The following is a 13,261-nucleotide window of genomic DNA, read 5'->3' on the forward strand; positions in this document are numbered from 1 at the left end:
CGATCCTAAATCATCCGATTGCGCAACGCTATTAATCGCGTTTCGCAATCGCCGCATGAGACAGCTTTATTGATGTTTCGAGGGATTCCAATGCAGATGTGCAAAGCAGAAAACTGATCGTGAGAAGCGCGAATGACGGTGGGATACGAACCCTGGGACGCGGCGCGCGGCGCTGAAATCATCGCCGAGCACGCCAAGCTCGAAGGCGCGACGCTGGTGATCCTGCATGCGCTGCAGGAGGCGTTCGGCTACGTGCCGGAGCCGGCGATCCCGATGGTCGCCGAAGCGCTCAATCTGTCCCGCGCCGAGGTGCACGGCGTGTTCACCTTCTACCACGGCTTCCGCAAGCAACCGGCCGGGCGCCATGTCCTGAAACTCTGCCGCGCCGAGGCCTGCCAGGCTGCCGGCGGCGATGCGCTGGCGGCGCGTGCGGAGGCCAAGCTCGGCGTTTCGCTGGGACATACCACGGCGGATGAGCGCGTGACGCTGGAGCCGATCTACTGCCTCGGGCTGTGCGCCACCGCGCCGTCGGCGATGCTGGATGGCCGCGTGGTCGGCCGGCTCGATGAGGCGCGGATCGATGCGCTGGTCGCGGAGGCACAGCGATGACGATGCGGATTTACATCCCCCGCGATGCCGCGGCGGTCGCCGTCGGCGCCGACGATGTCGCCCTCGCCTTCGAGCAGGCTGCCACCGCGCGTGGCGCAGCGGTCGAGATCGTCAGGAACGGCTCGCGCGGGCTGTGCTGGCTGGAGCCGATGGTCGAGCTTGCGACCGCCCAGGGCCGCATCGCGTTCGGCCCGGTGACCGCGTGTGACGTCCCTGCCCTGCTCGATGCGATGGCCGGCAACGGTCAGCATGCCCTGCGGCTCGGTGTCACAGAGGAGATTCCCTGGCTGAAGCGCCAGACCCGCCTGACCTTCGTGCGCTGCGGCGTGGTCGATCCGCGTTCGGTCGACGACTACCGCGCCCATGGCGGCTACAAGGGCTTGGAGCGGGCGCTGACGCTGACCTCCGACCAGATCCTGGCCGACGTCACCACCTCGGGCCTGCGCGGCCGCGGCGGCGCCGGCTTCCCCACCGGCATCAAATGGAAGACGGTGGCCCAGGCCAGCGCCGACCGCAAATACATCGTCTGCAACGCCGATGAAGGCGACAGCGGCACCTTTGCCGACCGCATGATCATGGAAGGCGACCCCTTCGTCGTGATCGAGGGCATGACGATCGCGGGCATCACCGTCGGCGCCACCAAGGGCTACATCTACATCCGCTCGGAATACCCGCATGCGGTCGCGGCGATGAGCGCGGCGATCGCAGCCGCCCGGCGCGCGGGCTTGCTCGGCAAGCGCATCGGCGGCTCGGCGCATGAATTCGATCTCGAAGTGCGGGTCGGCGCCGGCGCCTATGTCTGCGGCGAAGAGACTTCGCTGCTGGAAAGCCTCGAGGGCCGCCGCGGCATCGTGCGGGCCAAGCCGCCGCTGCCCGCGCACAAGGGCCTGTTCGGCCGCCCGAGCGTGATCAACAACGTGCTGTCATTCGCGGCGATCCCCTTCATCCTCGACAACGGCGCCAAGGCCTACGCTGATTTCGGCATGGGCCGCTCGCGCGGCACGATGCCGATCCAGCTCGCCGGCAACATCAGATATGGCGGGCTGTTCGAGACCGCGTTCGGCGTCACGCTCGGCGAGCTCGTCGACGAGATCGGCGGCGGCACATTCACCGGACGCGAGGTGCGCGCGGTGCAGGTCGGCGGTCCGCTCGGCGCCTACTTCCCCCGCGCGCTGTTCGACACGCCGTTCGACTACGAGGCGTTTGCTGCGCGCGACGGCCTGATCGGACATGGCGGCATCGTGGTGTTCGACGACAGCGTCGACATGGCCAAGCAGGCGCGCTTCGCGATGGAGTTCTGCGCGGTCGAATCCTGCGGCAAGTGCACGCCGTGCCGGATCGGCTCGACGCGCGGCGTCGAGACCATCAACAAGATCATCAACGGCGACCGCGTGGCGGAAAACCTCGCGGTGGTCGAAGACCTCTGCAACACCATGAAATTCGGCTCGCTCTGCGCGCTCGGCGGCTTCACGCCCTACCCCGTGCTGAGCGCATTGAAACACTTCCGGGAAGATTTTGGCGGAGATTTAGGTCCCGCACCGGCCCGGCTGCAGGCCGCGGAATAACAGGAGATCACGATGTCGCTGATCCAGGAAACCGATTTCGGTACGCCCAAGTCCAAATCCGAGACGATGGTCACGCTGACCATCGACGGCAATCAGGTCACGGTGCCCGAGGGCACCTCGATCATGCGCGCGGCGATGGAAGCCGGCACCCAGATTCCAAAACTCTGCGCGACCGACATGGTCGACGCGTTCGGCTCCTGCCGGCTCTGCCTGATCGAGATCGAAGGGCGCGCCGGCACTCCGGCCTCCTGCACCACGCCCGCGATGAACGGCCTCGTTGTGCACACCCAGACCGAGCGGCTGAAGAAGCTGCGCAAGGGCGTGATGGAGCTCTACATCTCCGACCATCCGCTGGACTGCCTGACTTGCGCGGCTAACGGCGACTGCGAATTGCAGGACATGGCGGGCGCCGTCGGCCTGCGCGACGTGCGCTACGGCTATGAAGGCGAGAACCACGTGTTCGCCAAATCGCACGGCTGCGAAAACGACAACTGGATGCCGAAGGACGAATCCAATCCGTACTTCACCTACGATCCCTCGAAGTGCATCGTCTGCTCGCGCTGCGTCCGCGCCTGCGAGGAGGTGCAAGGCACGTTCGCGCTGACGATCTCCGGCCGCGGCTTCGACAGCCGCGTCTCGCCCGGCATGAGCGAGAGCTTCCTCGGCTCCGAATGCGTGTCCTGCGGCGCCTGCGTGCAGGCTTGCCCGACCGCGACGCTGACCGAGAAGTCGGTGATCGAGATCGGCCAGCCCGAACACTCGGTGGTCACCACCTGCGCCTATTGCGGCGTCGGTTGCGCCTTCAAGGCCGAGATGCGCGGCGAGGAAGTGGTGCGCATGGTACCGTGGAAGGACGGCAAGGCCAACCGCGGCCATTCCTGCGTCAAGGGCCGCTTCGCCTGGGGCTACACGACCCACAAGGAGCGTATCCTGAAGCCGATGATCCGCGAACGGATTGAGGATCCGTGGCAGGAAGTGTCGTGGGACGAGGCGTTCAACTTCGCCGCCGCGAAGTTCAAGGGCATCCAGCAGAAATACGGCCGCGACTCGGTCGGCGGCATCACCTCGTCACGCTGCACCAATGAAGAGACCTACCTGGTGCAGAAGCTGATCCGCGGCGGCTTCGGCAACAACAATGTCGACACCTGCGCCCGCGTCTGCCATTCGCCGACCGGCTACGGCCTGTCGCAAACCTTCGGCACCTCGGCAGGCACGCAGGATTTCGACTCGGTGGAGGACACCGACGTCGTGATGATCATCGGCGCCAACCCGGCCTCCGCTCACCCGGTGTTCGCCTCGCGGCTGAAGAAGCGGTTGCGCCAGGGCGCCAAGCTGATCGTGCTCGACCCGCGCCGCACCGAGATGGTGGCATCGCCGCATGTGAAGGCGCTGCATCTGCCGCTGATGCCCGGCACCAACGTGGCGGTGGTCACGGCGCTCGCCCACGTCATCGTCACCGAAGGGCTCGTCAACGAGGCCTTCGTGCGCGAGCGCTGCGACTGGAGCGAGTTCGAGGAATGGGCGGCCTTCGTCGCCCAGGAGAAATACAGCCCCGAAGCGACCGCGATCATGACCGGCGTCGATCCCCAGGATCTGCGCGAGGCGGCGCGGATCTACGCCACCGGCGGCAACGGCGCGATCTATTACGGGCTCGGCGTCACCGAGCACAGCCAGGGCTCGACCACCGTGATCGCGATCGCCAACCTTGCGATGGTGACCGGCAATATCGGCCGGCCCGGCGTCGGCGTGAACCCGCTGCGCGGTCAGAACAACGTGCAGGGCTCCTGCGACATGGGCTCGTTCCCGCACGAGCTGCCGGGCTATCGCCATATCTCGGGCGACGCCGTGCGCGAGCAGTTCGAGGCGATGTGGAACGTCAAGCTCAACAAGGAGCCGGGCCTGCGCATCCCCAACATGTTCGACGCTGCGATCGAAGGCAGCTTCATGGGCCTCTATGTGCAGGGCGAGGACATCCTGCAATCCGATCCGAACACCAAGCATGTGGTGGCGGCGCTGTCGGCGATGGAATGTGTGATCGTCCATGATCTGTTCCTGAACGAGACCGCGAACTACGCCCACGTCTTCCTGCCCGGCTCGACCTTCCTGGAAAAGGACGGTACCTTCACCAATGCCGAACGCCGCATCCAGCGGGTCCGCAAGGTGATGTCGCCGCGCAACGGCTATGCCGACTGGGAAGTGACGATCTTGCTCGCCAAGGCGATGGGATTCGAGATGCACTACAACCATCCGTCGGAGATCATGGACGAGATCGCGGCGCTGACGCCGACCTTTACCGGCGTCTCCTACGCCAGGCTCGACGAGCTCGGCTCGGTGCAGTGGCCCTGCAACGAGAAGGCGCCTGAGGGCACGCCGATCATGCATATCGGCGGCTTCGTACGCGGCAAGGGCAAGTTCATCGTGACCGAATATGTCGCGACCGACGAACGCACCGGCCCGCGCTACCCGCTGCTGCTCACCACCGGCCGCATCCTCAGCCAGTACAATGTCGGCGCGCAGACCCGGCGCACCGAGAACGTGGTCTGGCACGCCGAGGATCGCCTCGAGATCCATCCGCACGATGCCGAGCTGCGCGGCGTGCGCGACGGCGACTGGGTGCGGCTGGCGAGCCGCGCCGGCGAAACGACGCTGCGCGCCGAGATCACCGACCGCGTGGCGCCGGGCGTGGTCTACACCACGTTCCACCACCCGGACACCCAGGCCAACGTCATCACGACCGACTTCTCCGACTGGGCGACCAACTGTCCGGAGTATAAGGTCACTGCCGTGCAGATCTCGCCGTCGAACGGTCCGTCCGACTGGCAGAAGGCCTATGACGAACAGGCACGCCACTCCCGCCGCATCGCGCCGGTGGTGGAAGCCGCGGAGTGACGATGCGCGAGCCCGTCTACCAGGCGAACCGGAAGGTCTGGCGCAACGGCGTCTTCAGCGACGGCGCGCGCCTGATCCCGGAGGAGACGCCGCTCGCGCTGACCTATAATGGCGGCACCTACGCCGTGATGATGGGCTCGCCCGAGGACCTCGGCGACTTTGCTGTCGGCTTCAGCCTCAGCGAAGGCATCGTGCAATCGGCCGACGAGATCGAGACGCTCGACATCGTCGAGCTCGATGACGGCATCGAGCTTCGGATGTGGCTCAAGCCTGACAAGGCCGCGCAGATCGCCCAGCGCCGCAGAAATATCGCGGGCCCGACCGGCTGCGGCCTCTGCGGCATCGATTCCATCGCCGAGGCCGTCCGGCCGGCGGCGGTCGTTCCCGCGGGCCGTGTCTTCTCGCCGCGCGAGATCATGACCGCGGTGGCGGCGGTCGCGCCGCTGCAGGAGATCAATCACCAGACCCGCGCCGTGCACGCCGCCGCGTTCTGGACGGCGTCGCGCGGCATCGTTGCGCTGCGCGAGGATGCCGGCCGCCACAATGCGCTCGACAAGCTCGCCGGTGCGCTGGCCCGCGACAAGGTCGTCGCCAGCGATGGCATGGTGCTGCTGACCAGCCGCGTCTCAGTCGAAATGGTGCAGAAAACCGCTGCAATCGGTGCGCCGCTGATCGCAGCGGTATCGGCCCCGACCGCGCTTGCGGTGCGGATGGCGGACGCCGCCGGCATCACGCTCGCCGCGATTGCGCGCGCGGATGGATTTGAAATTTTTACGCATCCGGAACGTGTCACAGGCGCGGTGGCCGGCAAGGAGTCCGCTTATGTCGTCGTCGCCTGAAAAACTGATCTACATGGCGAACCAGATCGGGAAGTTCTTCCACAGCCAGGGCCACGACCGCGCCGTACAGGGCATTTTCGAGCACATCTGGAAGTTCTGGGACCCGCGGATGCGCAAGCAGATCTTCGCCCATCTCGACGCCGGCGGCGCCGGCCTCGACCCTGACGTGCTCGACGCACTGCAGAAGCTGAAGCAGCAGGCGTAGCAGGCCGACGACGCTCGTACTCTTAGACCGTCACCCTGAGGAGCGCGCTCTTGCGCGCGTCTCGAAGGGTCGACGGCCCGAGTGTGGCCGTGCATCCTTCGAGACGCCGCTACGCGGCTCCTCCAGCGACAAAGGCAAAGCCTTTGCGCGGGGATGACGGGTCGAGAGTTAGCCGCCGCCCACGATCGCGTTGAAGACGCGGCGCACCTCGCTTTGGGTCTCGCGCAGGCGCGCTTCCAGCGCGGAGAAATCCGGCGCGTCGCCGGCCCGCGCCATCACGCGCCGCAGGTCCTCGCCCGCGGTCTCCGGATTGAACTTGCCGGTGACGCAGAGCCGCAGGATCTGCGTCAGATCGTGATAGAGCCGCGCCGCCGAGCGCAATATCTCGGCCTCGGACTGGCCGAGCAGGCCGAGCCTGGCCGCATGCTCGAGCACCTGCAGCGTCGAGACGCTGAGGATTTCCGGCTTCACCGAGGCATGCGCGAGTTGGAGATATTGCGCGATGAAATCGATGTCGACGAGCCCGCCGGCGGCGAGCTTGAGGTCCCAGACGTCGTCCTCGCCCTTCTCCAGCGCGATCGCGCGCCGCATGTCGGCGACGTCGGCCGCGGTCGATGCCGCATCGCGCGGCCGGGTCAGCACGCGGCGGATGATCGCCTCGATCTGCTCGCGGAATGCAGGCGACGACGAGATCACGCGGGCCCGCGTCAGCGCCATGTGCTCCCAGGTCCAGGCCTCGCGCTCCTGGTAGTCGGCGAAGGCATCGATCCGCGAGGCGACCGGGCCGGCGCGGCCGGACGGGCGCAGCCGCATGTCGACCTCATAGAGCACGCCGTAATTGGTGCGGGTGGTGAAAGCGCTGATCAGGCGCTGGGTGAAGCGGGCAAAATACTGCGCGCCGTGCAGCGAGCGCTCGCCGTCGGAATCCGGCGACTCGCTGTCGAAATCGTAGAGCAGGATCAAATCGAGGTCGGAAGACGCCGTCATCTCGCGGCTGCCGAGCCGGCCCATCGCGATGATCGCGGTCTCCTGCCCGTTGATCCGGCCATATTGCGCGGCGAACTGGTCGGTGACGAGGCCGTGCACGGTGTGCACGATGCCCTCGGCGACGTCGGCAAAGGCTGTGCTGGCGTGCTGCGCCGACACCGTGCCTGACAGGATCCGCGTGCCGATCAGGAACAGGCTCTCCTGGCCGAACAGGCGGAGGCGGTCGAGGAAATCCTCGTAGGACGACGCATCCTGCAGCGTGGCGGCAAGCCGCTCCGACAGCTCCTTCTTGTCCGGCATGGCGCCGAAGAAGCGCGGGTCGACCAGGCCGTCCATGATCTGCGGCTGCCGCGCCAGCATGTCGCCGAGCCGCGGCGCAGCACCAAGGATCAGCGCCACCAGCGCAACGAAGTCGCGGTTCTGGCTGAGCAGCGAGATCAGCCGCCCGCCCCGCTGCAGCGCGCCGAGGAAGCGGTCGAACGCCGCCACGGCATCGTCCGGCTCCTCGGCATCGGCGAGACCGTCGATCAGGCCCGGAATGAACTCGAGGAACGCGGCACGCGTCGCCTCCACGCGCAGCGCGCGATAATCGCCCGCGATCCACTGCTGCAGTGTTGCGGCGACGGCAATTGGCTTCTTGAACCCAAGATGGGCAAGATGTTCGATCAGGCGGGCGTCTTCGGGGCCAGCACCGTAGTCGATATCCGGCAGCTTCGCGGTGCCGGTCGGATCGTCACCCTCGAACAGTTTGCCGTAGTGGTTCTGCACGATCTTGAGCTGGCCGAGCAGGTCCTTGGCAAAAGCCTCGCGATTCTCGTAACCGAAGAAATTCGCGAAGCGCTCGACGGCTTCCGGCTCCTCGGGCAGCGAGTGGGTCTGCTCGTCGGCGATCATCTGCAGCCGGTGCTCGACCCGGCGCAGGAATTCGTAGGCCGCCGTCAGCTCGTCGCGCGCCTCGAAGGTGATCCAGTTGCTGTCGGCGAGCACGTTGAGCGCCTCCAGCGTCGGCCGCACCCGCAACTCCGGATGGCGGCCGCCAGCGATCAGCTGCTGGGTCTGGGCAAAGAACTCGATCTCGCGGATGCCGCCGCGGCCGACCTTGACATTGTGGCCCTCGACCGAGATCTCGCTCTGGCCGCGATAGGTCTGCATCTGCCGCTTCATGTCGTGGACGTCGGTCAGCGCGGCAAAGTCCAGATGCTTGCGCCAGACGAAGGGCGCGAGCTCGGCGATCAACGCATCGCCGGCCTTGGGGTCGCCGGCGCAGGGCCGCGCCTTGATCATCGCGGCGCGCTCCCAGGTGCGTCCCTCGCGCTCGTAATAATGCAGGGCCGCGTCGGTGGAGATCGCTACCTGGGTCGAGGCCGGGTCCGGGCGCAGGCGGAGATCGACGCGGAAGACGTAGCCCTCGCCCGAGCGCTGCTGCAGCATCCGCGCCATCGCCTGGGTGACGCGCACATAGAACGGCTGCGGCTCGATATCCTCGGCAAGCGCAGTGGCGGCCGCGCGATCGAAGAACACGATCAGGTCGATATCGCTGGAATAGTTCAGTTCACCCGCGCCCATCTTGCCCATCGCGAGCACGATCAGACCTGAACCCGCTTCAGGATGCTCAGGATCGACGGCGGTCATCCGGCCGCGGGCGATTTCCTGCCGGAACAAATATCGCAGCGCCGATTGCACCGAAGTTACCGCGATGTCGGTCAGCGCCGCGGTCACCCGCATCACCGGCCAGACGCCGCCGATGTCGCACAGCGCGATCATCAACGCGGCCTCCGCCTTCATGCGGCGAAGCAGATGCATCACGTCGGCCTCGCTGCCGGCGGCAAGCACCTCGCGCGACGTGGTCTCGATCAGGTCGGCAAGATGCGACTCCGGGTCGCATGACAGGATCCGGATCAGGCGCGCGGGGTCAGTGCGCGCGAGCTCGAACAGGTATGGCGAGAATTCGGCGATGCCGCGCAGGATGTCCCGTGCGAACGGATGCTCCAGCAGCACCGCGAGCGCGGCCGATTGCGCCGGCTCGAGCTCGGCGAACCAGTCGGTCAGGCGCTGATCGGCGGATACGGAAACGGCGACATGCGGTCCGTCCGCGAACCGCGCGGCCAGACGATGTCGATCCGCGTTTCCCGGCGCGGCGGCATTCATGCCGCCTTCTGTGGCACATCCTGCGTTTGAGCCGCAAGCCTGTCACTGCCGCCCGCCCGCGCCGGCAGCACCAGGGTCGCCACCAGCCCAGGATGGGCGTCGCCGAGCCGCAGCTCGCCGCCATGGAGCGTGGCAACCGCCGAAGCCAGGCTGAGGCCGAGGCCGGAACCGGGCAAGGTACGGCTCGCCTCGAGCCGGACGAAGCGCTCCACCGCATGCTTGCGGTCGCCCTCAGGGATGCCCGGACCGTGGTCGGCGACGCTGAGCAGGACCTGGTCGCCCTCGCGCCGCGCCTCGACCAGGATCTCGCGCGCATCCGCCTTCAGCGGCTCGACGCCCGCGTCCGGCTTGCCGTATTTGATGGCGTTCTCGACCAAATTGGCGACCGCCTGGCTGATCAATTCGCGGTTGCCGTGAATCGGCGCCGGCATGGTCTTGACCTGCAGCGTCATGCCGTCGTCCTCGGCCAGCGGCTCGTACAATTCGTGGATGCCCTTGGCGACGTCGGCGCCGTCGAAATCGTCCATGTTGCCGCGCGCCTGGCCGGACTCGGCACGCGCGATCATCAGCAGGGCGTTGAAGGTGCGGATCAGCCCATCGGACTCCTCGATGGTCCGTTCCAGCGCCGCGCGATAGTCGGCCTCGCTCCCCGACCGCGCCAGCGCCTCCTCGGCGCGGTTGCGCAGCCGCGTCAGCGGCGTCTTGAGGTCGTGGGCGATGTTGTCGGAGACCTCCTTCAGCCCCGTCATCAGCGCCTCGATGCGCTCCAGCATGGCGTTGAGGTTTTCCGCGAGACGGTCGAGCTCGTCGCCGCTGCGGCCGACCGGCAGCCGGCCGGACAGATCGCCCGCCATGATGCGCTTGGTGGTACCGGTCATGGCGTCGATCCGGCGCAGCACGCGGCGCGCGACGAAGATGCCGCCGCCGATACCGAGCACGACAACGACGAGGATCGACCATTGCGCGGCCTTGGCGACGATGCCGAACATCCGCCGCCGCTCCTCGAGGTCGCGCCCGACCAGGAGACGGAAGCCGTTGTCCATCTCGGTGACCCGCACCAGCGCGCGGTGATCGGTATTGTCCTGGTCGTCGAACCGGCGATAGGCGGTCTCGCTCCAGCCCTGGACGCTCATCACGCCCGGCGCCAGCGAGCCGACATTGCCGGCCAGCGCCTGCCCGTTCGGCGCCGTCAAGAGATAGAGATTGGCGCCCGGCCGCAGCGCACGATTGCCCATGGTGGTCAGCAGGCCGTGCAGGCCGCGACGGTTATAGATGGCGGTGATCTCGCCGATCTCGACGTTGACGGTCGTGGTGATCTGCTCGGTGATCAGCCGCCGCGTATTCCAGGCGAAGTACGCCAGCAGCGAGGCGGCGAACAGCGCAAACAGGAACAGATAGACCAGCGTCAGCCGAAACGCCGTGGTCCGGATCAGTTTGCCGAAGGCCGTCACGATCTACCTTATGCCATCTCTGATCATATACCCAGCGCCGCGGATGGTATGCAGCAGCGGCCGCTCAAAGCCCTTGTCGATCTTGGAGCGCAGCCGCGAAATGTGCACGTCGATGACGTTGGTCTGCGGATCGAAATGATAATCCCAGACGTTCTCGAGCAGCATCGTGCGCGTCACCACCTGCCCCGCGTGCTTCATGAGATATTCGAGCAGGCGGAATTCGCGCGGCTGCAAGGTCAGCTCATCCTTGCCGCGGGCGACGCGATGCGACAGCCGATCGAGCTCGAGGTCGCCGACCCGGTAGGTGGTCTCCTCGGCCGGCCCGACATTGCGCCGCGACAGCACCTCGACGCGCGCAAGCAGCTCGGCGAAGGAATAGGGTTTTGGCAGATAGTCGTCGCCGCCGGCGCGCAGGCCCTTGATGCGGTCGTCGACCTGGCCAAGCGCCGAGAGGATCAGGACCGGCGTCCGGTTGCCTTTGTCGCGCAGAATGCCGATCAGCGACAGGCCGTCCCGCTTCGGCAGCATGCGGTCCACAACCAGCACGTCGTAATCACCGGTGTCGGCCATCGACAGCCCTTCCTCGCCGTCGGCGGCGAGATCGGCGATATAGCCGACTTCGCGGAATGCCTTGACCAGATAGTCGGCTGACTCGCGGTCGTCTTCGATGATCAGGATGCGCATTTGCGGAGCGGTTGCAGTCACGGGAATTGGCCCTCTGTCAGCATGGCGCGGCCGGCCTGCACATGCAAGACGACCGCGCATAATCTCGAATTGTTAGAGAAAAGTGGGCGGTGAAGCTGGGGGACCTCACCGCCCTGAGACCTTCCGACGGAGGGGGGCATATTCCATCGAAAGGCAACATAGGGAGCGAGCAAGGGGCCCGCCCCCCGGAAAGCGCCGTCGGCGGGGGCGACTGATGCCGGCGACACTTTCCAACTCATAGATAGTTATCCCTTGGCCAAAGGCACTGCCACAAAGCGCGACGAACCGCCGCTCTTCACGCGCATGAGAACACTGTTCTTGTTGTCGCTGCGCGCCGCGGTGATCGCGTCACGCACCTCACCGGCAGTGCCGACCGACTTGCCGGCGACCTCGAGGATCACGTCGCCTTCCTTGAAGCCCCGCTCGGCGGCAGCACTCTTGGGATCGACTTCGGTCACGACCACGCCTTCCTTGCCGGCACCGGCCACGCTGTTGGCAGGCGCCACGGTGAGGCCCAGCTTCGGCACGTCGGTGCCGCGGGACGAGTTGCCCTTGTCGCTGTTGTCGGTGTCAGCCTTGGCTTCCAGGGTGTTCGGCAACTGGCCGAGCGTGAGGTTGATGGTCTTGTCCTGGCCCTTGTGCAGCACGTTCAGCTTCACGGCATTGCCGGGCGCGAGGCCGCCGATGGTGCGGGCGAGCTCGCGGGCATCCTTCACCGCCTCGCCATTGACGGCGGTGATGACGTCACCGGATTCGATGCCGGCCTTGGCCGCGGGGCCGTTGGCCTGCGGTTCGGCAACCAGCGCGCCTTCCGCCTTCTTCATGCCGAGGCTGTCGGCGATGTCGGAGGTCACTGGCTGGATCTGGACGCCGATCCAGCCGCGGCTGACCGAACCCTTGTCCTTCAGCTGGGCGACGACGCTCTTCACGGTCGCGGCGGGGATCGAGAACGCGATGCCGACGCTGCCGCCGGACGGCGAGTAGATCGCCGTGTTGACGCCCATCACCTCACCGGACACGTCGAACGCCGGGCCACCCGAATTGCCCTTGTTCACGGGCGCATCGATCTGGATGAAATCGTCGTACGGGCCATTGCCGATGTCGCGGCCGGAGGCGGACACGATGCCCGCGGTCACGGTGCCGCCGAGACCGAAGGGATTGCCGACCGCCAGCACCCAATCGCCGATGCGCGGCTTGCTATCGGAAAGCTTGGCAAACTGGAAGTTCGAGCCGCCCTCGACCTTGATCAGTGCGAGGTCGGTGCGCGGATCGGTGCCGATCACCTTGGCGGAATAGGTCTTGCCGTCGTCGGTCGTGACTTCGACCTTGTCGGCGCCGTCGACGACGTGATTGTTGGTCACCGCAAAGCCGTCAGCCGAGATGAAGAAGCCGGAGCCCTGGCCAGTCACGGCCCGGCCGCCGCCGCGCGGTCCACCGCGCAGGCCCGGGGGCAGGCCATCCGGACCGCCGAAGCGGCGGAAGAAGCGCTCCATCGGCGAACCCGGCTGGAACGGCGAATCGTCATTGTTGCTGCTGTCGTCCTTGGCAACCTTCTCGTTGATGTTGACCTTGACCGAGATCACCGACGGCTTGACGCGCTCGACGATGTCGGCAAACCCGACCGGCTGCTGGACCTTGCGGACCTCGTTGTTGACCTGGGCGTGCGCAGGCGTCGTGAACAGGTCGGCAGGATTATGCGAGGGGCTGAGGCCATAGGTGGCGGCACCGAGGCCGGCCACGACCGACGCCATCAGCGCGAGTTTGCGGGCAGAAAACAGCGAGCGCTTCGGCGCCTTGTAGGACGGAAGGGTCGAGAGGTCGGGACGTTCGGTCATAGGCTGAAATCTCCAGGGCCAGAATCAT

At 66.6% G+C, this 13,261-nt stretch carries 9 protein-coding genes; 5 read left to right on the plus strand and 4 right to left on the minus strand.

The annotated features are described in order from the left end of the window. Nucleotides 1–132 precede the first annotated feature (132 nt). The 5 genes from K359_RS0128330 to K359_RS0128350 are packed head-to-tail and all read left to right on the plus strand — an operon-like array spanning nucleotide 133 to nucleotide 6,107. Nucleotides 133–609 carry a formate dehydrogenase subunit gamma gene (locus tag K359_RS0128330; protein WP_029082340.1) on the plus strand — a complete coding sequence of 159 codons (477 nt, stop codon included), beginning with the start codon at nucleotides 133–135 and terminating at the stop codon, nucleotides 607–609. After that, nucleotides 606–2,174: an NADH-quinone oxidoreductase subunit NuoF gene (locus K359_RS0128335; protein WP_029082341.1), complete on the plus strand. Its 1,569-nt coding sequence runs from the start codon at nucleotides 606–608 to the stop codon at nucleotides 2,172–2,174. Before K359_RS0128330 ends, K359_RS0128335 begins: the two co-directional genes overlap by 4 nt. Before the next feature lie 12 nt (nucleotides 2,175–2,186). Next, nucleotides 2,187–5,063, plus strand: a complete 2,877-nt coding sequence (gene fdhF, locus K359_RS0128340) for a formate dehydrogenase subunit alpha (RefSeq protein WP_029082342.1) — start codon at nucleotides 2,187–2,189, stop codon at nucleotides 5,061–5,063. Nucleotides 5,064–5,065: 2 nt separating this feature from the next. Next, nucleotides 5,066–5,902, plus strand: coding sequence for a formate dehydrogenase accessory sulfurtransferase FdhD (fdhD, locus tag K359_RS0128345; RefSeq protein WP_029082343.1), 837 nt, complete (start codon nucleotides 5,066–5,068; stop codon nucleotides 5,900–5,902). Beyond that, nucleotides 5,886–6,107: a formate dehydrogenase subunit delta gene (locus K359_RS0128350; RefSeq protein WP_029082344.1), complete on the plus strand. Its 222-nt coding sequence runs from the start codon at nucleotides 5,886–5,888 to the stop codon at nucleotides 6,105–6,107. Before fdhD ends, K359_RS0128350 begins: the two co-directional genes overlap by 17 nt. A gap of 168 nt (nucleotides 6,108–6,275) precedes the next feature. On the opposite strand, the gene K359_RS0128355 is transcribed toward K359_RS0128350, so the two are convergent. From K359_RS0128355 to K359_RS0128370, 4 genes are all read right to left on the minus strand, one after another. Next, the gene (locus K359_RS0128355; RefSeq protein WP_029082345.1) at nucleotides 6,276–9,242 is read right to left on the minus strand and encodes a bifunctional [glutamine synthetase] adenylyltransferase/[glutamine synthetase]-adenylyl-L-tyrosine phosphorylase; all 2,967 of its coding nucleotides are present in this window, start codon (nucleotides 9,240–9,242) and stop codon (nucleotides 6,276–6,278) included. Beyond that, complete coding sequence (locus K359_RS0128360; protein ID WP_029082346.1) at nucleotides 9,239–10,693, minus strand: ATP-binding protein; 1,455 nt, start codon at nucleotides 10,691–10,693, stop codon at nucleotides 9,239–9,241. The genes K359_RS0128355 and K359_RS0128360 overlap by 4 nt, the downstream gene beginning before the upstream one ends. A 3-nt stretch (nucleotides 10,694–10,696) precedes the next feature. Continuing rightward, complete coding sequence (locus K359_RS0128365; protein ID WP_029082347.1) at nucleotides 10,697–11,377, minus strand: response regulator transcription factor; 681 nt, start codon at nucleotides 11,375–11,377, stop codon at nucleotides 10,697–10,699. Between the two features lie 266 nt (nucleotides 11,378–11,643). After that, complete coding sequence (locus K359_RS0128370; RefSeq protein ID WP_029082348.1) at nucleotides 11,644–13,233, minus strand: Do family serine endopeptidase; 1,590 nt, start codon at nucleotides 13,231–13,233, stop codon at nucleotides 11,644–11,646. Nucleotides 13,234–13,261: the final 28 nt, after the last annotated feature.

It is taken from the genome of Bradyrhizobium sp. th-b2, assembly GCF_000426785.1.
GTDB lineage: Bacteria > Pseudomonadota > Alphaproteobacteria > Rhizobiales > Xanthobacteraceae > Bradyrhizobium > Bradyrhizobium septentrionale.

Bases quoted from the DNA above. Each gene is read 5' to 3' on its own strand.
- K359_RS0128330 (WP_029082340.1), top strand. From the start codon at position 133: ATGACGGTGGGATACGAACCCTGGGACGCGGCGCGCGGCGCTGAAATC.
- K359_RS0128335 (WP_029082341.1), top strand. From the start codon at position 606: ATGACGATGCGGATTTACATCCCCCGCGATGCCGCGGCGGTCGCCGTC.
- fdhF (WP_029082342.1), top strand. From the start codon at position 2,187: ATGTCGCTGATCCAGGAAACCGATTTCGGTACGCCCAAGTCCAAATCC.
- fdhD (WP_029082343.1), top strand. From the start codon at position 5,066: ATGCGCGAGCCCGTCTACCAGGCGAACCGGAAGGTCTGGCGCAACGGC.
- K359_RS0128350 (WP_029082344.1), top strand. From the start codon at position 5,886: ATGTCGTCGTCGCCTGAAAAACTGATCTACATGGCGAACCAGATCGGG.
- K359_RS0128355 (WP_029082345.1), bottom strand. From the start codon at position 9,242: ATGAATGCCGCCGCGCCGGGAAACGCGGATCGACATCGTCTGGCCGCG.
- K359_RS0128365 (WP_029082347.1), bottom strand. From the start codon at position 11,377: ATGCGCATCCTGATCATCGAAGACGACCGCGAGTCAGCCGACTATCTG.
- K359_RS0128370 (WP_029082348.1), bottom strand. From the start codon at position 13,233: ATGACCGAACGTCCCGACCTCTCGACCCTTCCGTCCTACAAGGCGCCG.